Source organism: Enterobacter mori LMG 25706 (genome assembly GCF_000211415.1).
GTDB classification, from domain to species: Bacteria; Pseudomonadota; Gammaproteobacteria; order Enterobacterales; family Enterobacteriaceae; genus Enterobacter; species Enterobacter mori.
In genome coordinates, this window is record NZ_GL890776.1 from 606,334 (window position 1) to 625,872 (window position 19,539).

Consider the following 19,539-nt stretch of genomic DNA (forward strand, 5'->3'; position numbering starts at 1 on the left):
AACGCGCGCCTGGTTGTCTACCGCCAGCATGCCGAGAGAACGCACAAATTTTTGCGTCAGCATGCCGGTTTCATTACTCGCCGCAGATGCGCACAGCATCCCGGTGGAAAGCCAGCGGTTAACCGTTACGCCCTGCTCGTTCTTTTCAATAAAGTTGGCATCGCGGTCGGCTTTCATTAATTTGGCGATTCGGGAGAAGGCCTCATCCCAGGATATTCGCTGCCACTTGTCGGAACCCGGCGCGCGGTATTCCGGGTAGCGCAGGCGGTTTTCACTGTGAACGTAGTCCAGCAGCCCCGCCCCTTTCGGGCAAAGTGCGCCCCGGCTCACCGGATGATCCGGATCCCCTTCAATATGATAAATCGCTTCTCTGGCGTTCTTCGCGCCATCGCCCAGGCTATACATTAAAAGCCCACAACCTACGGAGCAGTATGTGCAGGTGTTACGGATCTCTTTCGCGCGCAGCAGCTTATAGTTGCGTGCCTGAGCCAGCGCCATTTTGGGAGCAAATCCCAGCATCGCGGCTGTTGTTCCGGCCATACCGCCCGCGCAGATTTTGAAAAATTGTCTGCGGCTGACGTCCATTGTTGTCCTCGTTATCTGATAAGACTTCGTGGCGCAAACTAACAGCAATGCCCCTGTTTTTTTTGCGTCAAATCAAGGTCATCTCCCTTCACCCCCTAAATAGTCACCTTCGGTACGGTCAAATACCCCTTTTTGATTAACGGCTTAAGAGAATAATTCGCGACAGCGTCAGGATGAATGCGCTACATTTTCCCTCTGATTTTTATTGCAATGGCAACGACATGGACAGAAAAAGAGCAACGCTTATTGGGCTGGCGGCGATACTGTTATGGAGCACCATGGTCGGCCTTATTCGCAGCGTGAGCGAAGGGCTGGGGCCGGTAGGCGGCGCGGCGATGATATACACCCTCAGCGGATTACTGTGTCTGGTAACAGTAGGATTTCCTGATATCAGACGGTTTTCGCCCCGGTATCTTATTGCTGGCAGCGTTTTATTTGTCAGCTACGAAATATGCCTGGCGCTGTCGTTAGGCTATGCCGCCACGCGATCTCAGGCTATAGAAGTAGGCATGGTCAATTATCTCTGGCCAAGCCTGACGATTGTATTTGCGATTGTGTTCAACGGGCAGAAATCAAACGTGTGGGTGATCCCCGGGCTCGCGATCTCATTGCTCGGCGTCTGCTGGGTATTAGGCGGTGAACAGGGGTTACACGTTGATGAAATCATCCGCAATATCGTCTCCAGCCCGCTGAGTTATGCTCTGGCATTTGCCGGTGCCTTTATCTGGGCGGCCTACTGCACCGTCACCGCCAAATTTGCCAGAGGACAAAACGGGATCACCCTTTTCGTTTTGCTAACGGCGCTGAGTCTGTGGGTGAAATATGCGCTCAGCGATCAGCCGGAGATGGTGTTCAGCATCCCGGTGGTGGTGAAGCTCGTCATGTGCGGCATCGCGCTGGGGTTTGGCTATGCCGCATGGAATATTGGCATTCTCCACGGCAACGTCACCGTCCTGGCGGCGGTCTCCTATTTCACCCCGGTATTATCCGCCGCCCTGGCGGCCGTGCTGTTAAGTTCCCCGCTGTCGTTCTCTTTCTGGCAAGGTGCGCTGATGGTCTGCGCCGGTTCGCTCCTTTGCTGGTATGCGACACGCAAATGATTCCCCCGCGCCGGGAATATTTTCATCCCGGCAACATAATTAACATTAATTTAAAATGTGAGCCTGCTCAGAATATTTATCAGAATTAGAGTGACCGGTTTAAATTCTGTTTATATTAGGCTCTGGCGTAACCTCACCTCTTCTCATATTGACATAAACTGACAACGCAATGTGATTAGTTCGCTGCGTATATTAACGAACTATATAGCACAGAATGCAATAATACATTTCTGGATATGTCAGACACCCCTTTATAAATTCGATGCAATAAAGCCTTCATGTAACTGTTTTTATTGAACTTAAAATTACCACTTCACACTTAAAAGATCGTTAATCACGAATATTCCCCTCCTGTACTACAACATATATAAACTATTTACTGCGCAATATTCATGGCGCGTAAATAGTCATTTTATGTGTGAATATTAATCAAATTCGCGGGTTTCACGGCAATTATTCCGATCAGGATCACACTAATTGAAATTATCTTTAATATTTTGAAACTTATTATTGAAAGCAGGCTACAAGATTTTTAAAAATAGTCTGCCATTGACGAACCGCCTCGTTTAGAAATCGTTCAAATTGGCTCAGGAAATACCTAAGAAAATTATAAGGAATGTTTAAGATGAAACTTAAATTAGTTGCAGTGGCAGTCACTTCTATGCTGGCAGCAGGCGTTGTAAACGCAGCTGAAGTTTTTAACAAAGACGGTAACAAACTGGATCTGTACGGCAAAGTAACAGGTCTGCACTATTTCTCTGATGACGCTGACAACGACGGCGACAAAACTTACGTTCGTCTGGGTTTTAAAGGCGAAACGCAGATCAACGACCAGCTGGCCGGTTACGGTCAGTGGGAATATGAGTTCAAGGGCAACCGCTCTGAAGCACAGGGCTCTGACGGTAACAAAACCCGTCTGGCATTTGCCGGTCTGAAATTCAACGAATTCGGCTCTTTCGACTATGGTCGTAACTACGGTGTTGCTTACGACATCGGCGCGTGGACTGACGTTCTGCCAGAATTTGGTGGCGATACCTGGACCCAGACCGACGGCTTTATGACTGGCCGTACCACTGGCGTTGCAACCTACCGTAACACCGACTTCTTCGGTCTGGTTGACGGCCTGAACTTTGCGGCACAGTACCAGGGTAAAAACGACCGTGACGATATCACCGAATCCAACGGTGACGGCTGGGGTCTGTCTTCCAGCTATGAGTTCGACGGCTTCGCTGCGGGCGCAGCCTATGCGAAATCCGACCGTACTGACCGTCAGGTTCGCGCAGCAAGCGATCTGAACGCCGGTGGCGAAAACGCAGAAGTCTGGGCAGCGGGCCTGAAGTACGATGCGAACAACATCTACCTGGCAACCACCTACTCTGAAACCCGTAACATGACCGCGTTCGGTAACGGTCACGTGGCGAACAAAGCGCAGAACTTCGAAGTGGTTGCACAGTACCAGTTCGACTTCGGCCTGCGTCCATCCATCGCTTACCTGAAATCCAAAGGTAAGGACATCGGTTCTTATGGCGATCAGGATCTGGTTGAATACATTGATGTTGGCGCGAGCTACTACTTCAACAAAAACATGTCTACCTACGTTGATTACAAAATCAACCTGCTGGACGACAACACGTTCACCAAAGATGCCAAAGTGTCTACCGACAACATCGTGGCTGTGGGTCTGACCTACCAGTTCTAAGATGTGTCAGTACGAAAAGGCCAGCCATTGTCGCTGGCCTTTTTTATTCCAGGCTCTGTTCACTGCCCGCCGCCCGGCGTAGCCAGTTTTGCAGCAGTTTCCCGTCTTCGGTCATGTCCGAGTCAGTGCGTACGCAGAGGTAGTAATCCCGCCCGTCGTCGATCGGCAAATCAAAGACCTTTACCAATTCCCCGCTCTCAAGATACGGAGCAATGAGCGGCTCGCGCATCAGGGCACATCCTAGCCCGGCCTGTACGCCAGCCAGCGTCAGTAAGCCATCCTCAAACATCGGTCCACTGCGGCGCACGGGACGCTTCACCCCCTGCTGCATGAACCATTGCGGCCAGGTCGAGCGCTCCTCGTCATGCAGCAGCGGCATTTGCAGCAGCTGTTCGGGCGTACCGATATGGCCGTGAATACGCAAAAACGCGCGGCTGCACACCGGCACCATCTGGCCGGAGATCAGTTTTTCGCTCTGATAGCCAGCCCACTGGCCGTTACCAAAGCGAATCGACATATCGGATGCGTCGCTCAGGTAGTTACGGTGGTTGGCGTAGACAACGTTGATCTCCGTCTGCGGGTTGGCGCGCATAAAGGTCGGCAGACGTGGAATAAACCACCCCATACCAAACAGCGGGATCAGGCTGATGGTCACCTGACGCGTTTGCGCCTGTTCCACCAGGTGCTCCGTCGCCTGCCGAAGCACGTTGAACGCGGCGCGAATCGAGCGGTAGTAATCCCGCCCCTGCTGGCTCAGGATCAGCCTTCGCCCCTGTCGCTCCGTGAGTGGCATCTGCAGATAGGCCTCCAGCACCTTAAGCTGATGGCTCACGGCGGAGGGGGAGATATCCAGCTCCTGCGCGGCCAGGGTTACGCTTCCCAGTCTGGCAATGGCTTCAAATGCCCGCACGGCCCGAAGCGGCGGATCGTTTGCCAGACGGCTTTCGGCATAGGCTGACACGGCGGTCGACTGTTCTGTTTTATTCATTTATTGATTTCTTTAGGCTTTTCACCCTGCTGAAGGGTTTTAATATATTCATGTAAATCATAAAGATAAAACAATACCGGTTTATCATAAGAAATAATATATGTGTATTTTACAATTTTATTCATTTATTGGATGGTAGCCGCTGAAAGAGCCACTTGTCGGGTACGCACGTTGGATACACTGATACAACAACTGATCAACGGCGTGATGCTGGGAAGCATCTACGCGCTGATCGCGCTGGGCTATACCATGGTGTATGGCATCTTGCGCATTATTAACTTCGCCCACGGCGATATTCTGATGGTCGGCGCGCTAACCACGCTTTCCGCCATTAACGTTCTGAACAACACCTTCCCACATCTGCCGCTACTGCTGCAGTTGGGCTTTGCGCTGCTGGTTGCCATGGCGGTCTGTGCTCTGCTGGCGATGGCTGTGGAACGCTTTGCCTACCGACGCCTGCGCAACGCCCCGCGTCTGGCACCGCTGATCTCCGGGATTGGCGTCTCAGTGCTGCTGCAAACCGTGGCGATGATTATCTGGACGCGAAATCCGCTGATGTTCCCGCAGATCCTGCCGATGGACCCGATCGCCGTCACGTCCGGCAGCGAAGCCCATCCCCCTGCGATTGTTACCGTCACCGGCATCGTGACCGTGGCGCTGGCGCTGACCGTCATGATCGGTCTCTGGCTGTTGGTCGAATACAGCCGCCTGGGGCGCGGCATGCGCGCCGTGGCGGAAAATCCGCGCGTCGCCATGCTGATGGGCGTGAACCCGAACGCGATAATTACCCTCACGTTTGCCATCGGCGGCATCTTTGCCGCACTGGCAGGCGTGATGATGGCGAGCAACTATGGTAACGCCAGCTTCTCCATGGGCTTTCTGCCAGGGATTAAAGCGTTCACCGCCGCCGTGCTGGGCGGGATCGGCAATATTCGCGGCGCAATGATTGGCGGGATCCTGCTTGGCATCATTGAAGCACTCGGCGCGGGCTACCTGGGTGAACTGACCCACGGCGTGTTCGGCAGCAATTATCAGGATGTCTTTGCCTTCATCGTGCTGATTCTGGTGCTGGTCTTCCGTCCGGCAGGCCTGCTCGGCGAACGCGTGGCAAACAGAGCGTAAGGAACACTATGACAACCGTACAACTCCAAACGCCAACGGCGACGCGCAAGTTCTGGTCCGGCATGACGCTGTTCCGCCTCGCGCTGCTGATTGCGCCCGTGGTCGCCAGCCAGATTGGCGGCAACTACTGGGTGCGGGTTATCGACTTTGCCCTGCTTTACATCATGCTGGCGCTGGGGCTTAACATTGTGGTCGGCTACACGGGCCTGCTGGACATGGGCTTTATCGCTTTTTACGCGGTCGGTGCCTATCTGGCCGCCCTGCTTGCCTCCCCGCACCTGTCAGAGGTATTCCCGATCCTCACCGTCTGGTTCCCGGAGGGGCTGCACACCTCCTGGCTGCTGATTATTCCCATAGCGGCTCTGGTCGCCGCGGTGTGCGGCATTCTGCTTGGCGCACCCACGCTGAAGCTGCGCGGGGATTACCTGGCGATAGTGACCCTCGGCTTTGGCGAAATCATCCGCATCCTGATGCGTAACCTCGACCGTCCGGTGAACATCACCAACGGCGCAAAGGGCATTACCGGCGTCGATACCCTGAACCTGTTCGGCCTGAAGTTCAGCGGCGTATATCACTGGTTTGGCTTCAAAGTGCCCGCCCTGTGGCTGTGGTACTACCTGCTGATGCTGGTGATTGTGGCGATTGTGTTTGCCTGCCTGCGCCTGCAGCATTCGCGCATTGGTCGCGCCTGGCACGCCATTCGTGAAGATGAAGACGTGGCCCGCGCGATGGGCATCAACGTGCGCAACTACAAGCTACTGGCCTTTGCTATGGGCGCCTCGTTTGGCGGCGTGGCGGGTGCCCTGTTCGGCGCGTTTCAGGGCTTTGTCTCACCGGAGTCGTTTACCTTGCAGGAATCCATTGCCGTGCTGGCGATGGTAGTACTTGGCGGTATGGGGCATATACCCGGCGTGATCCTCGGCGCGGTGCTCCTGACGGCCCTGCCGGAGCTGCTGCGCAGCCAGGCCGCGCCCGTTCAGCAGGCGCTGTTTGGCACGGTGCTGGTCGACCCGGAAATTTTACGCCAGCTGTTCTACGGTCTGGCGCTGGTGCTGGTGATGCTGGTTCGTCCTTCAGGCATCTGGCCGGTGCGCCACAAGGAGGTGAAAGCATGAGCCTGTTAACTGTACGCAATATGTCCAAGCGCTTCGGCGGGCTGACCGCCGTGGATGACGTTTCGCTCACCGTGAACAAAGGCGAAATCTACGGCCTGATTGGCCCTAACGGTGCGGGCAAAACCACCTGCTTCAACCTGATTACCGGGCTGTATCCGGCGGACAGCGGTGAGTTCACCATTGCCGATAAGCCCTATTACCCGAAACAGATTGAAAAAGTCACCGCCGCCGGGATCGCCCGCACGTTTCAGAACGTCAGGCTGTTTAACGAGATGTCGGTACTGGAAAACGTCATGGTGGGTCGCCACGTGCGCACCCGCAACGGTTTATGGGCGGCGCTGAGCCGCAACCGGCGCGCCCGTAAAGAAGAAGCCGAAACGCGCGAGCAGGCGTGGCATTGGCTGGAATACACCGGCATTGCAAAGTTTGCCCACTATCGTGCCTGCGACCTGGCCTACGGGCATCAGCGACGTCTCGAAATTGCCCGGGCGCTGGCAACGGATCCGCTCCTGCTGGCGCTGGACGAACCCGCCGCCGGGATGAACGCGGCGGAAAAAGTGGCGCTCGGTGAACTGCTGTCGCGTATTCGTGACGACGGCAGAACCCTGCTGATGATCGAACACGACGTCAAGCTGGTGATGGGCATCTGCGATCGCCTGACGGTGCTTGATTACGGCAAAACGCTCGCCAGCGGCACGCCAGAGAGCGTGCGTCGCGACCCGTCAGTGATTGCCGCCTGGCTTGGAGGCAACGCCCATGTCTGAATTACTGAAGGTTGAACGTCTGGACGTGCATTACGGCGGTATTCAGGCCGTACGCGATGTCTCTTTTACCCTGCGCGAGGGCGAACAGGCTACGCTGATCGGCGCGAACGGCGCGGGAAAAAGCTCCACCGTGCGCGCCATCACCGCGCTGGAAAACTTTAGCGGCAGTATTGAATTCAACGGTAAAACGGTACGTAAGCGCAGGCCCGAATCCTTGCTCCGGGATGGGTTAGTCATGGTCCCGGAAGGACGTGGGATCTTCGCCCGCATGACGGTACTGGAAAACCTGCAGATGGGTGCCTGGCTCAGGCGTGACACTGTCACCATCAGGCAAGAGATGAATGACATTTTCGAGCGTTTCCCGCGCCTGGGGGAGCGGCAGCATCAGCTCGCTGGCCTGCTTTCCGGCGGTGAGCAACAGCTGCTGGCGCTTAACCGCGCCCTGCTCAGCCGCCCGCGCCTGCTGATCCTCGACGAACCGTCGATGGGCCTGGCCCCGAAGATGGTGGAGAACATTTTTGCCGTTATCGGCGGCCTGCGCGAACGCGGCGTCGCCCTCCTTCTGATCGAGCAAAACGCCAGGCTCGCGCTTGAAGTGACCGACAGCGCGTGGGTGATGGACAGCGGCAGCATTGTCCATCATGGCGAGTCAAAAGCGCTGCTCAATGACGACCAGATTGCACAGATTTACCTGGGCGAAATGCCCGTTTAACCACACCAGCCAACATCAGGGAAATATAATGAAAACAGTAAAAATCAGTGCGCTCAGCGCCGCTATTCTCCTCAGCGGTTTTGCCTCGACGGCCGCGTGGGCCGCTGGCAGCGAAACCGTGACCATCGGCCTGGCGGGCCCACTCACCGGCCCGTCTGCCCGTATCGGTAAAGATCTGGAAAACGGTGCGCAGCTGGCCATTGACGACATCAACAAGCAGCACCCGACCATCGGCGGCAAAGCGGTGACCTTCAAACTGCAGTCCGAAGACGATCAGTCTGACCCGCGCACCGCCGTTGCCGTGGCGCAACGTCTGGTGGACAGCGGCGTGGCGGGCGTAGTTGGCCACTGGAATACCGGCACCAGCATTCCTGCCGCGCGCGTTTATCACGATGCGGGCATCGCACAGGTGGCCCCGGTAGCGACCGGGCACGCCTATACCAAACAGGGCTTCGACACCAGCTTCCGCGTAATGGGCCATGACGATGACGGCGGACAGTTTGCCGGTCAGTACGCGGTCAATACGCTGAAAGCCAAACGCATTGCGGTGATCGACGACCGTACCGCCTTTGGTCAGGGTCTGGCGGACGAATTTATCAAATCGCTGGAAGCCCAGGGCGTGAAGATTATCGACCGTCAGTACGTCGATGATAAAACCGTGGACTTCAGCGCCGTGCTGACCGCCATTCGCAGCAAAAACGCCGATCTGATCTTCTTTGGCGGCGTCGACAGCCAGGCTGCACCGCTGGCGCGCCGTATCAAACAGCTGGGCATGAACGCCACGCTGATGGGCGCAGGCGGCTTCGTCAGCCAGACGTTCCTCCAGCTGGCGCAGAAGGAAGGCGAAGGCGTTGTCGCCCTCGAACCGGGACTGCCGGTTGAGAAAATGCCGGGCGGTAAGGCGTTTGAGCAGGCCTACCAGGCGCGCTACCACACGCATATTGAACTGCACGCCCCGTTCGCCTATGACGCCACCCGCGTGCTGGTTGCGGCCATGGAAAAAGCCGACTCCGTCGATCCGACCGAGTATCTGCCTGCCCTGCGCGCCATCAGCTATTCGGGCGTGACCGGACAGATCGCCTTTGATAAAGAAGGCAACCTGAAATCACCGTCGTTCACGGTCTACAAAGTCGGTGACGGCAAGTGGCAGCCGCAGACCGTGCTGGGCGGCGCGAAAGACAAGTAACCGCAGTGAGGCAATGTGATGAGTGATAATAATGAGCTGGGCATTCTCGCCCGCCGCAAAATTGAAGCAGAAATTATTAAGCCAATCTATGAAATCCTGGTGCGGGAGATAGGAAAAACCCGCGCGCAGGCGGTCATTGGCGAGGCCATTGAGCAGGCCGCGATTGACGCAGGCAAAGCGTTTGCCAGCAAAGAGCCCGACGGCGCGGACGTAAAGAGCTTTATCGCCCTGCAGTATCTGTGGGAGAAAGATAATGCCCTTGAGGTTAAGGTGATCGACGCCGACGAGCAGCAGTACAACTACAACGTGACCCGCTGCCGCTACGCCGAGATGTACCACGAGATGGGGCTGGGTGAAATCGGTCACCTGCTTTCCTGCGCGCGCGATGAGAAATTTATTGTGGGCTACGCGCCGGACGTGGAGCTGACGCGCACCACCACCATCATGCAGGGCGGCTCGTGCTGTGACTTCCGCTACCGCAGTAAAAAGGACACGGCATGATTCGGGTCAACGCTGAGCGTCTGTGGACAACGCTGGAGATGATGGCGCAGATCGGCGGCACTCCCGCCGGTGGCGTTACCCGTCTGGCCCTGAGCGAGGAGGATCGCATCGCGCGTAACCTGCTGCGCGACTGGGCGCTGGAGGCGGGCCTCACCTGCGACGTCGACAGCATGGGCAATATGTTTATTCGCCGCGCGGGTACAAACCCAGCGCTTGCGCCGGTGATGACCGGCTCGCACGTCGATTCGCAACCCCTCGGCGGCAACTACGATGGTATCTACGGCGTGCTGGCCGGGCTTGAGCTGCTGCGGACGCTGAACGATAACAACGTACAAACCGAGCGCGACATTGTGCTGGTGAACTGGACCAACGAGGAAGGCGCGCGCTTTGCCCCGGCGATGCTCGCATCAGGCGTTTGGGCAGGCCAGCTTTCGGAAGATTTTGCCTACGCCCGGATGGACAGCAAGCGAGTAACGGTACGCGAGGCGCTTGAGACGATCGGTTATCGCGGCGAAATCCCGGCCCGCGCTTTTCCGGTCCACGCCTGCTATGAACTGCACATTGAGCAGGGACCGATTCTGGAAGATGAATCCATCGATATCGGTCTGGTGCGTGCGGCCATGGGCCAGCGCTGGTTTACCCTCGCGCTGGAGGGTTTCGCCGCGCATGCGGGCACCACGCCCATGCACAGCCGACGCGATGCGTTAACCGCGTTTGCCGAGCTGGCGCTGAAGGTGGAAGAGATTGGTTATCGGCATGCGCCGGACGGTCGCGCAACGATCGGCATGGCGGAGATCATACCGAACTCGCGAAACGTGGTGCCGTCTCGCGTCGTGTGTAGCGTGGAGTTCCGCCATCCGGAGCAGGATGCGCTGGAAGCGATGGAGGTGGCGCTGCATCAGGCTGCGGAAAGCCTGGCCGCCCGTGGCGTGACGGCTAACGTCGAGCGCATTTTTGACTACGCGCCGATTGCGTTTAACGCGGCGTGTCTGGCCCGCACGGAACGCGCCGTGGCGGCGCTGGGCTACTCGTCTAAACCGATGGTTTCGGGTGCCGGGCATGACACCTGTTATGTCAGCAAAATCGCCCCGGCCAGCATGATCTTTATCCCCTGTGAGAAAGGCATCAGCCATAACGAAGCGGAAAGGATCCTGCCGGAGTGGTCAGAGAAAGGGGCCAACGTGCTGTTGCACAGCGTGTTGGCCGCCGCGCAGGAAATCTAAGCCATTACCGTACCCTCTCCCACAGGTCTAAGGACGGCTCCCTCTCCCTTGAGGGAGAGGGCTGGGGTGAGGGGGAACATACGGCTCTGCTGGATATTCCGTTCACTTTATGTTCCTTGCTACTCTGTAACGACATGACCGGTGAACGTGCCAGGGTGGCTCAGTCGCCACCACCCTGGCGACCCGGGCTCCCGGCGGTAAATCGCCGCTTCGCGGTGCCCTCGGCTTATTCCTTCCGGCTTGTCGGGGACGGGCGGAGGCAACGTCCATGTAAAGCCCGCCCTCTCGGCGCATCCCTGCGCCTCGCCCCGGCCGGAAGGCAAACGCCTCAGCGATTTACAGCCGGACCAGGTCGTCGCTGTAAGTCATTAATTATCCTGAAACAACATTCATCGCTTCCGGTTAAAAAACTACTGGGGATTCCTCAGCCCACGGGGAGAGGGGACAAACCGGGCGGCTTTTACGGCTTCGGCACCTTCGCCAGGCTAAACCAAATCCCTGTCGCCAGCATCAGCAGCATCGCTCCCGCGCTGCCGAGCGCTACGCTGTGGGAGGTGATAAACGCCGTTTTCGCCGCCTCAATCACCGACTCCGCCAGTGACGGTGCCAGATCCTGCGCCACCTTCACCGCTTCACCGATAGATGACGAGGCTTTATCTGCAAGCGACGGGTTCAGCCCCTGCGGCAGCTCAATCGACGCTGAGAAACTGCGGGTTAACAGCAGGCCGAAAATGGCGATCCCCAACCCCGCGCCCAGCTCGTAGGACATAGTTTCAATCGCCCCTGCAGCAGCCGCTTTCTCTTTTGGCGCAGCGGCCATAATCGCAGAGGTCGAGGCCAGCAGCGCGCTGGCCGCGCTAAAGCCGAGCAGAACCATCAGGGCAGACGCCAGCAGCTGCTGAGTGCTGAAATCCAGCATCGACAGGCCGATAAAACTGACCGCGCTCAGCCCCATCCCCCCTGCCGCCACAAGACGCAGACCGAGACGCCCCACCAGTACACCCGCTATCGGGCCGCTAAACCCGCTGGCCACCATCAGCGGCAGCATAAACATGCCCGCCTCAAACGGCGTGAAGCCATGTACAAACTGCAGCTCCTGCGCCATCAGCAGTTCAAACCCCACCAGCGCGATCATCGCCGTCATCGCCATCACCACGCCGCTTAAAATGATGCGGTGGCAAAACAGGCGCATGTCGATCATCGGCACGCGGGCGCGGAGCTGAATGCGCACGAAAATAAACAGCATTACCGCGCCAGTCAGCAGCGTACAGGCCACCAGCCACGGCGACAGCACGCCTTTCAACGCGGTTTTAGCGCTGTAGACCAACAGTAAAATCGCCACGATCAGCATGATCGCATGGCTAATGTTCAACGGCTGCTCAGGCCGCCCCTGCTGCCGGGGAACAAAACGCGCCGCAAGCGTGACAACAATAAGCACGATTGGCACGTTGATCAAAAACACTGAACCCCAGTAGAAGTGTTCCAGCAACATACCGCCAATCAGCGGACCAAACGCCGCCCCGCCGGATCCCACGGCCGCCCAGACGCCGAGCGCGATGTTGCGATCCTTCGCGTCGACAAACAGCGTGCGGATCCCTGCAAGCGTGGCCGGAATTATCATCGCTGCGCCTATTGCCAGCGAGGCGCGCGCCGCAATCAGCCAGCCCGCAGAAGGCGCAAACGCTGCCGCCAGCGACGACAGGCCAAACAGCGTGCTGCCAATCATGAGCAATCGTTTAAAACCAATGCGGTCACCCAGCGCCCCCATCGGCAGTACCATTCCCGCCATCACCAGCGAGTAAATGTCGATGATCCACAGTAATTCATTGCCGCTGGCGCCCAGCGTCATGCTCAATGTCGGCGCCGCCACGTGCAGCACCGTCGCGTCGATCGCCACCGGGATATACACCAGCACGATAATCACTAACGCTAACCACTGACGAAACATAAATTTCCTTTTCTTTTAAAACATGGACACATGTCCAGGATGCGATCCTACGTAAAGTTGAACGTATGTCCAGCTTTTTGTTACACTCGTTTCGCCCCCATTGAGAGTGAGAAAAACATGCGTTATCTGAGCAAGGACGAGCGGCGTGAAGCCATCCTGCAGGCCGCCATGCGCGTGGCCCTCGCCGAAGGAATGGCGGCCATGACGGTGCGCCGTATTGCCGCTGAAGCCAGCGTGGCGACAGGACAGGTTCACCACCACTTCACCTCCGGTGGAGAGCTAAAGTCGCTGGCCTTTGTCCGCCTGATCCGCGAGCTGCTGGATGCCGACGCGTTGGACGAAAACGCCAGCTGGCGCGAGCGGCTGCATGCCATGCTCGGCAGCGATGACGGCAGGTTTGAACCCTACATTCGTCTGTGGCGTGAAGCCCAAATTCTGTCCATTCGGGATACCGAAATAAAAGGCGCTTACGTACTGACAATGGAGATGTGGCACCAGGAGACCGTTGCCATTATTCGTGCCGGGGCGGACGCCAGCGAATTTACGCTGACTGACCGTGCAGAAAATATTGCCTGGCGTTTGATAGGGCTGGTGTGCGGGCTGGACGGCATTTACATATTAAATATGCCGGAGATGGACGACGCGGCCTTTAATAAGCATCTCGATAAACTCATTACGCTGGAATTGTTTTAATACCCCTTCCGGAGTATTAATTCTCGTGCATTTTACAATTAGTAACACATTAAGCGACCCCTTAATCCCATTCTAATCTCAGGGGTTCGCTTTTTTATCTATCCTTTCAGATGTATCCCAAAACATCCAATAAACTCGAGTCCCCACTCTCATTTATCTTTTTGTTTTCACTTCGTTTTTCTCTCCATTATGGCAAGCAAGAGGGCGATATGTCACCACAAAGTGAAAAGAGTAACCCGCATCTTTTAAGTAACTGGAAACCTGAAAACGCGCAATTTTGGGAGAATAAAGGCAAACATATCGCGCAAAGAAATCTGTGGATCTCGGTGGCATGTTTACTGCTGGCCTTTTGCGTATGGATGCTGTTTAGCGCAATCGCGGTCAATCTCAATAAAGTCGGATTTAATTTCACCACCGATCAACTTTTTATGCTAACGGCATTACCTTCTCTCTCCGGCGCGATATTGCGCGTCCCCTATTCGTTTATGGTACCCATATTTGGCGGACGATACTGGACGGTATTGAGTACCGTCATCCTGATTATTCCCTGCGTCTGGCTGGGAATTGCCATTCAGACCACCGCGACGCCTTACTGGGTCTTTATCGTGATTGCCCTGCTCTGCGGCTTTGCAGGTGCCAACTTTGCCTCCAGCATGGGCAACATCAGCTTCTTCTTCCCCAAGGCAAAACAGGGTAGCGCGCTCGGCATTAACGGCGGGCTCGGCAACCTGGGCGTCAGCGTGATGCAGCTGGTCGCACCGTTGGTGATATTTCTGCCGATGTTCACTTTCCTCGGCGTGCACGGCGTGCCGCAGGAAGATGGCTCGACGATATGGCTGGCCAATGCAGCATGGATCTGGGCGCCGCTGCTGCTGCTGGCAACCCTTGCGGCTTTTTTTGGCATGAACGATATAGCCAGCTCTAAGGCTTCTATTGCCAGCCAGCTCCCGGTGCTGAAGCGCTTTCACCTCTGGCTGCTGAGCCTGCTCTATCTGGCGACCTTCGGCTCGTTTATCGGCTTCTCGGCGGGTTTTGCCATGCTGTCAAAAACTCAGTTTCCAGATGTCAACATCCTGCACCTCGCCTTCTTTGGTCCACTTATCGGTGCGCTGGCCCGTTCAGCAGGCGGGATGATCTCTGACAAACTGGGCGGCGTGCGGGTCACGCTGATTAACTTCGTCTTTATGGCCGTCTTTAGCGCCCTGATCTTCCTGACGCTGCCCGGCTCTGGCTCCGGCAGCTTTGTCGCGTTCTATCTGGTCTTTATGGGACTGTTCCTCACCGCCGGGCTGGGCAGCGGATCCACCTTCCAGATGATCGCGATTATTTTCCGCCAAATCACTCTCGACCGCGTCAAAAAGCAGGGCGGCACGGACGAGCAGGCGCAGCACGAAGCGGTGACGGAGACCGCCGCCGCGCTGGGCTTTATCTCCGCTATCGGCGCCGTTGGCGGGTTCTTCATTCCCAAAGCCTTTGGCACCTCGCTGGCGATGACCGGATCGCCGGTCGGCGCCATGAAGGTGTTCCTCGTGTTTTACATTGTCTGCGTGCTTGTTACCTGGCTGGTGTATGGCCGCAAATCCGCAAAAAAAGAATAACTACACGTCCGAAGCAGGAGAAATGTCATGAGCAAACTGTTGGATCGCTTTCGTTATTTCAAAACAAAGGGGGACAGCTTCGCCAACGGGCACGGGCAGGTATACCACACCAACCGCGACTGGGAGGACAGCTACCGTCAGCGCTGGCAGTTCGACAAGATTGTGCGCTCCACCCATGGCGTAAACTGTACCGGCTCCTGCAGCTGGAAGATTTACGTCAAAAACGGCCTGGTGACCTGGGAAACCCAGCAGACCGACTATCCGCGCACCCGCCCTGACCTGCCCAACCACGAGCCGCGCGGCTGTCCGCGTGGGGCGAGCTACTCCTGGTATCTCTACAGCGCCAACCGTCTCAAATACCCGCTGGTGCGCCGCACGTTAATTGAGCTCTGGCGCGAGGCGCTGGCGCAGCATACCGATCCGGTGCTGGCCTGGGACGCCATCCAGAGCGATCCGCAAAAAGCGCAGAGCTACCGGCAGGCGCGCGGACACGGCGGATTTATCCGCTCGAACTGGAAAGAGCTGAACCAGCTGATCGCCGCCGCCAACGTCTGGACCATCAAAAATTATGGCCCGGACCGCGTGGCGGGTTTCTCCCCTATCCCGGCAATGTCAATGGTCTCCTACGCCGCCGGCACGCGCTATCTTTCCCTGCTGGGCGGCACCTGCCTGAGCTTCTATGACTGGTACTGCGACCTGCCTCCGGCTTCGCCGATGACCTGGGGCGAACAGACCGACGTGCCGGAGTCCGCCGACTGGTACAACTCCAGCTATATCATTGCCTGGGGCTCGAACGTGCCGCAGACCCGTACCCCGGACGCCCACTTCTTCACCGAGGTGCGCTACAAAGGCACCAAAACCGTCGCCATCACGCCGGACTTCTCGGAGGTCGCGAAGCTGAGCGACCAGTGGCTGGCCCCCAAACAGGGCACCGACAGCGCCCTCGCGATGGCGATGGGCCACGTGATCCTCAAAGAGTTTCACCTCGATAACCCCAGCGACTACTTCCTCAACTATTGTCGCCGCTATACCGACATGCCGATGCTGGTGCTGCTCGACGAGCCGGAAGACGGTCGCGAGGTACCGGGACGAATGCTGCGCGCCTCGGACCTTGTCGACGGGCTGGGTGAAGCCAATAACCCTGAATGGAAGACCGTCGCCTTTGACATTGCCGGGAACCTGGTGGTGCCAAACGGATCGATTGGTTTCCGCTGGGGAGAAAAAGGCAAATGGAATCTGGAGCCGCAGGCTGCGGGCCACGAAACCGAACTGACGCTTTCTTTGCTCGTTACCCACGACAGCGTTGCCGACGTCGCCTTCCCCTACTTTGGCGGCAACGAAAATCCACATTTCCGCAGCGTGAAGCAGGAGCCAGTGCTGACGCGCCGCGTGCCGAGCAAAACCCTGACGCTCGCCGACGGCAGCGAGAAACGGGTGGTCAGCGTTTACGATCTGGTGCTGGCTAACTACGGTCTCGATCGCGGTCTGGAAGACAACAACGCAGCAGCACACTACGGTGAAATCAAAGCCTACACCCCGGCCTGGGGCGAGCAGATTACCGGCGTGCCTGCTTATCTGATAGAAAAAATCGCCCGCGAGTTTGCCGATACGGCGCACAAAACGCACGGTCGTTCGATGATCATTCTGGGTGCCGGGGTGAACCACTGGTACCACATGGACATGAACTACCGCGGGATGATCAACATGCTGGTCTTCTGCGGCTGCGTCGGGCAGAGCGGCGGCGGCTGGTCACACTATGTCGGCCAGGAGAAGCTGCGCCCACAAACCGGCTGGCTGCCGCTGGCCTTCGCGCTGGACTGGAACCGTCCGCCGCGCCAGATGAACAGCACTTCCTTCTTTTACAACCACGCCAGCCAGTGGCGCTACGAGAAGCTGACCGCGCAGGAGTTACTCTCCCCGCTGGCGGACGCCTCGAAATTCACTGGCCACTTGATCGACTTCAATGTCCGCGCGGAGCGTATGGGCTGGCTGCCGTCGGCCCCGCAGCTCAACCCTAACCCGCTGCACATTAAAGCCCGCGCGGAGGCGGCGGGCATGACGCCGCAGGAGTACACCGTACAGGGGCTCAAATCCGGTGACGTGCGTTTCGCCTGCGAGCAGCCCGACAACGGTAAGAACCATCCCCGCAACCTGTTCGTCTGGCGCTCTAACCTGCTCGGCTCGTCCGGGAAAGGCCACGAGTACATGCTGAAATACCTGCTCGGCACCGAGAGCGGCATTCAGGGCGAGGATCTCGGCTCTACCGATGACGTGAAGCCTGAAGAGGTGGAGTGGCAGACCGCCGCCATCGAGGGCAAGCTCGACCTGCTGGTCACGCTTGACTTCCGCATGTCCAGCACCTGTCTGTTCTCGGACATCGTTCTACCCACCGCCACCTGGTATGAAAAAGACGACATGAATACTTCGGATATGCATCCGTTTATTCATCCGCTCTCCGCCGCCGTCGACCCGGCGTGGGAGTCCCGCAGCGACTGGGAAATCTATAAAGGCATCGCAAAAGTCTTCTCCGAGGTCTGCGTCGGGCATCTGGGCACCGAAACCGACGTGGTGCTGCAGCCGCTGCAGCACGACTCTCCGGCGGAGCTCTCCCAGCCATTTGATATTCAGGACTGGCGCAAAGGCGAATGCGATCTGATCACCGGCAAAACCGCGCCGAACATTGCGGTCGTCGAGCGTAACTACCCGGAAACCTACGAACGCTTCACCTCTCTCGGTCCGCTGATGGATAAGCTCGGCAACGGCGGAAAAGGCATTTCATGGAACACGCAGAACGAGGTCGATTTCCTCGGCAAGCTGAACTACGTCAAGCTCGAGGGCCCTGCGAAAGGCCGGCCGCGCATTGAAACCGCTATTGACGCCTCCGAGGTGATCCTCGCTCTGGCACCGGAAACCAACGGTCAGGTGGCGGTGAAAGCCTGGGAAGCGCTCGGCGAACTGACCGGGCGCGATCACACCCATCTGGCGCTGAACAAAGAAGACGAGAAGATCCGCTTCCGCGATATCCAGGCGCAGCCGCGCAAAATCATCTCCAGCCCGACCTGGTCCGGACTTGAGAGCGAGCATGTCTCCTACAATGCGGGCTACACCAATGTGCACGAGCTGATCCCGTGGCGTACCCTTTCCGGTCGTCAGCAGCTTTATCAGGACCACGCGTGGATGCGCGCCTTCGGAGAGAGTCTGGTGGCCTACCGTCCGCCGATTGATACCCGAAGCGTTACCCATATGCGCGAGATCCCGCCAAACGGCTTCCCGGAAAAAGCGCTGAACTTCCTGACGCCGCACCAGAAATGGGGCATCCACTCCACCTACAGCGAAAACCTGCTGATGCAAACCCTGTCGCGCGGCGGGCCGATTGTCTGGATCAGCGAAACCGACGCCCGCGAGCTGGGCATTGAGGACAACGACTGGATCGAAGCCTTCAACGCCAACGGCGCCCTCACCGCCCGCGCGGTGGTCAGCCAGCGCGTGCCGCCGGGCATGACCATGATGTACCACGCCCAGGAGCGCATCCTGAACATTCCGGGTTCAGAGGTGACCGGACGGCGCGGCGGGATCCACAACTCGGTGACCCGCGTTTGCCCTAAACCGACGCACATGATCGGCGGTTACGCGCAGCTGGCGTACAGCTTCAACTATTACGGCACCGTCGGCTCCAACCGCGACGAGTTCATCATGATCCGCAAAATGAAAAACATTAACTGGCTGGATGGCGAAGGTCGGGATCAGGTACAGGAGGCGAAAAAATGAACATACGCTCACAGGTTGGCATGGTTCTGAACCTCGATAAATGCATTGGCTGCCACACCTGCTCGGTCACCTGTAAGAACGTCTGGACCGGGCGTGAAGGCATGGAGTATGCGTGGTTTAACAACGTCGAAACCAAACCGGGGATCGGCTACCCGAAAAACTGGGAAGATCAGGATGAGTGGCAAGGCGGCTGGATCCGCGGCATTACCGGCAAGCTAACGCCGCGCCTCGGCGGCAAAATGGGTGTGCTGTCGAAAATTTTCGCTAACCCCGTCCTGCCGCAGATTGACGATTATTACGAGCCCTTCACCTTTGACTATCAGGATCTGCACCGCGCCCCGGAGGGCGATCACCTCCCTACCGCCCGTCCGCGCTCGCTGATTGACGGCAAGCGGATGGACAAAATCGTCTGGGGGCCCAACTGGGAAGAGCTGCTGGGCGGCGAGTTCGAAAAACGCGCCCGCGACCGCAACTTCCAGAAGATCCAGAAAGAGATGTACGGCCAGTTTGAAAACACCTTCATGATGTACCTGCCTG

The 19,539-nt window shown here is 57.5% G+C and carries 16 protein-coding genes; 13 read left to right on the forward strand and 3 right to left on the reverse strand.

Going from position 1 to position 19,539, the window contains the following annotated elements; all coding sequences use genetic code 11:
* Nucleotides 1-585, reverse strand: a 585-nt coding sequence (locus ENTMO_RS26610) for a molybdopterin-dependent oxidoreductase (protein ID WP_010431393.1), incomplete at its 3' end; no start/stop codon positions are given.
* 221 nt (nucleotides 586-806) lie between these two features.
* On the opposite strand from ENTMO_RS26610, the gene yddG reads away from it, so the two are divergent.
* Both yddG and ompC read left to right on the forward strand, forming a co-directional pair.
* Nucleotides 807-1,685, forward strand: a complete 879-nt coding sequence (gene yddG, locus ENTMO_RS0112735) for an aromatic amino acid DMT transporter YddG (RefSeq protein ID WP_010431395.1) — start codon at nucleotides 807-809, stop codon at nucleotides 1,683-1,685.
* 625 nt (nucleotides 1,686-2,310) lie between these two features.
* Entirely contained in the window at nucleotides 2,311-3,384 is a 1,074-nt protein-coding gene (gene ompC, locus ENTMO_RS0112740; protein WP_010431398.1) for a porin OmpC, read from the forward strand.
* A gap of 43 nt (nucleotides 3,385-3,427) precedes the next feature.
* Here ompC and ENTMO_RS0112745 read toward each other — a convergent pair whose 3' ends face one another.
* Nucleotides 3,428-4,372, reverse strand: coding sequence for a LysR substrate-binding domain-containing protein (locus tag ENTMO_RS0112745; RefSeq protein WP_010431400.1), 945 nt, complete (start codon nucleotides 4,370-4,372; stop codon nucleotides 3,428-3,430).
* 171 nt (nucleotides 4,373-4,543) lie between these two features.
* On the opposite strand from ENTMO_RS0112745, the gene ENTMO_RS0112755 reads away from it, so the two are divergent.
* Genes ENTMO_RS0112755 through ENTMO_RS0112785 form a run of 7 tightly spaced genes read left to right on the forward strand, consistent with a single transcriptional unit; the run spans nucleotide 4,544 to nucleotide 10,995 of the window.
* Complete coding sequence (locus ENTMO_RS0112755; RefSeq protein ID WP_010431405.1) at nucleotides 4,544-5,494, forward strand: branched-chain amino acid ABC transporter permease; 951 nt, start codon at nucleotides 4,544-4,546, stop codon at nucleotides 5,492-5,494.
* 8 nt (nucleotides 5,495-5,502) lie between these two features.
* On the forward strand, nucleotides 5,503-6,609 hold the full coding sequence (locus tag ENTMO_RS0112760; RefSeq protein ID WP_010431407.1) for a branched-chain amino acid ABC transporter permease: 1,107 nt from the start codon (nucleotides 5,503-5,505) through the stop codon (nucleotides 6,607-6,609).
* Nucleotides 6,606-7,373, forward strand: coding sequence for an ABC transporter ATP-binding protein (locus tag ENTMO_RS0112765; protein WP_010431410.1), 768 nt, complete (start codon nucleotides 6,606-6,608; stop codon nucleotides 7,371-7,373). The genes ENTMO_RS0112760 and ENTMO_RS0112765 overlap by 4 nt, the downstream gene beginning before the upstream one ends.
* Nucleotides 7,366-8,085 carry an ABC transporter ATP-binding protein gene (locus tag ENTMO_RS0112770; RefSeq protein WP_010431413.1) on the forward strand — a complete coding sequence of 240 codons (720 nt, stop codon included), beginning with the start codon at nucleotides 7,366-7,368 and terminating at the stop codon, nucleotides 8,083-8,085. The genes ENTMO_RS0112765 and ENTMO_RS0112770 overlap by 8 nt, the downstream gene beginning before the upstream one ends.
* 28 nt (nucleotides 8,086-8,113) lie before the next feature.
* Complete coding sequence (locus ENTMO_RS0112775; protein ID WP_010431416.1) at nucleotides 8,114-9,271, forward strand: branched-chain amino acid ABC transporter substrate-binding protein; 1,158 nt, start codon at nucleotides 8,114-8,116, stop codon at nucleotides 9,269-9,271.
* Nucleotides 9,272-9,289: 18 nt separating this feature from the next.
* Entirely contained in the window at nucleotides 9,290-9,772 is a 483-nt protein-coding gene (locus ENTMO_RS0112780; protein ID WP_010431418.1) for an L-2-amino-thiazoline-4-carboxylic acid hydrolase, read from the forward strand.
* Nucleotides 9,769-10,995 (forward strand): Zn-dependent hydrolase, encoded by a 1,227-nt coding sequence (locus ENTMO_RS0112785; RefSeq protein ID WP_010431421.1) that lies wholly within the window; start codon nucleotides 9,769-9,771, stop codon nucleotides 10,993-10,995. Before ENTMO_RS0112780 ends, ENTMO_RS0112785 begins: the two co-directional genes overlap by 4 nt.
* 460 nt (nucleotides 10,996-11,455) lie before the next feature.
* Here the strand turns inward: ENTMO_RS0112785 and ENTMO_RS0112790 are convergent, their stop codons facing one another.
* Complete coding sequence (locus ENTMO_RS0112790; protein ID WP_010431424.1) at nucleotides 11,456-12,943, reverse strand: MFS transporter; 1,488 nt, start codon at nucleotides 12,941-12,943, stop codon at nucleotides 11,456-11,458.
* A gap of 117 nt (nucleotides 12,944-13,060) precedes the next feature.
* On the opposite strand from ENTMO_RS0112790, the gene ENTMO_RS0112795 reads away from it, so the two are divergent.
* From ENTMO_RS0112795 to ENTMO_RS26615, 4 genes are all read left to right on the forward strand, one after another.
* Nucleotides 13,061-13,636, forward strand: coding sequence for a TetR family transcriptional regulator (locus ENTMO_RS0112795; protein ID WP_010431429.1), 576 nt, complete (start codon nucleotides 13,061-13,063; stop codon nucleotides 13,634-13,636).
* A 209-nt stretch (nucleotides 13,637-13,845) separates the two neighbouring features.
* A complete protein-coding gene (locus ENTMO_RS0112800) occupies nucleotides 13,846-15,234 on the forward strand; it encodes a NarK family nitrate/nitrite MFS transporter (protein WP_010431432.1) in 1,389 nt (462 codons plus the stop codon).
* Between the two features lie 27 nt (nucleotides 15,235-15,261).
* Nucleotides 15,262-19,002, forward strand: a complete 3,741-nt coding sequence (locus tag ENTMO_RS0112805) for a nitrate reductase subunit alpha (RefSeq protein WP_010431435.1) — start codon at nucleotides 15,262-15,264, stop codon at nucleotides 19,000-19,002.
* On the forward strand, nucleotides 18,999-19,539 hold a 541-nt coding region (locus tag ENTMO_RS26615), incomplete at its 3' end, for a hypothetical protein (RefSeq protein ID WP_010431437.1). The genes ENTMO_RS0112805 and ENTMO_RS26615, both read left to right, overlap by 4 nt.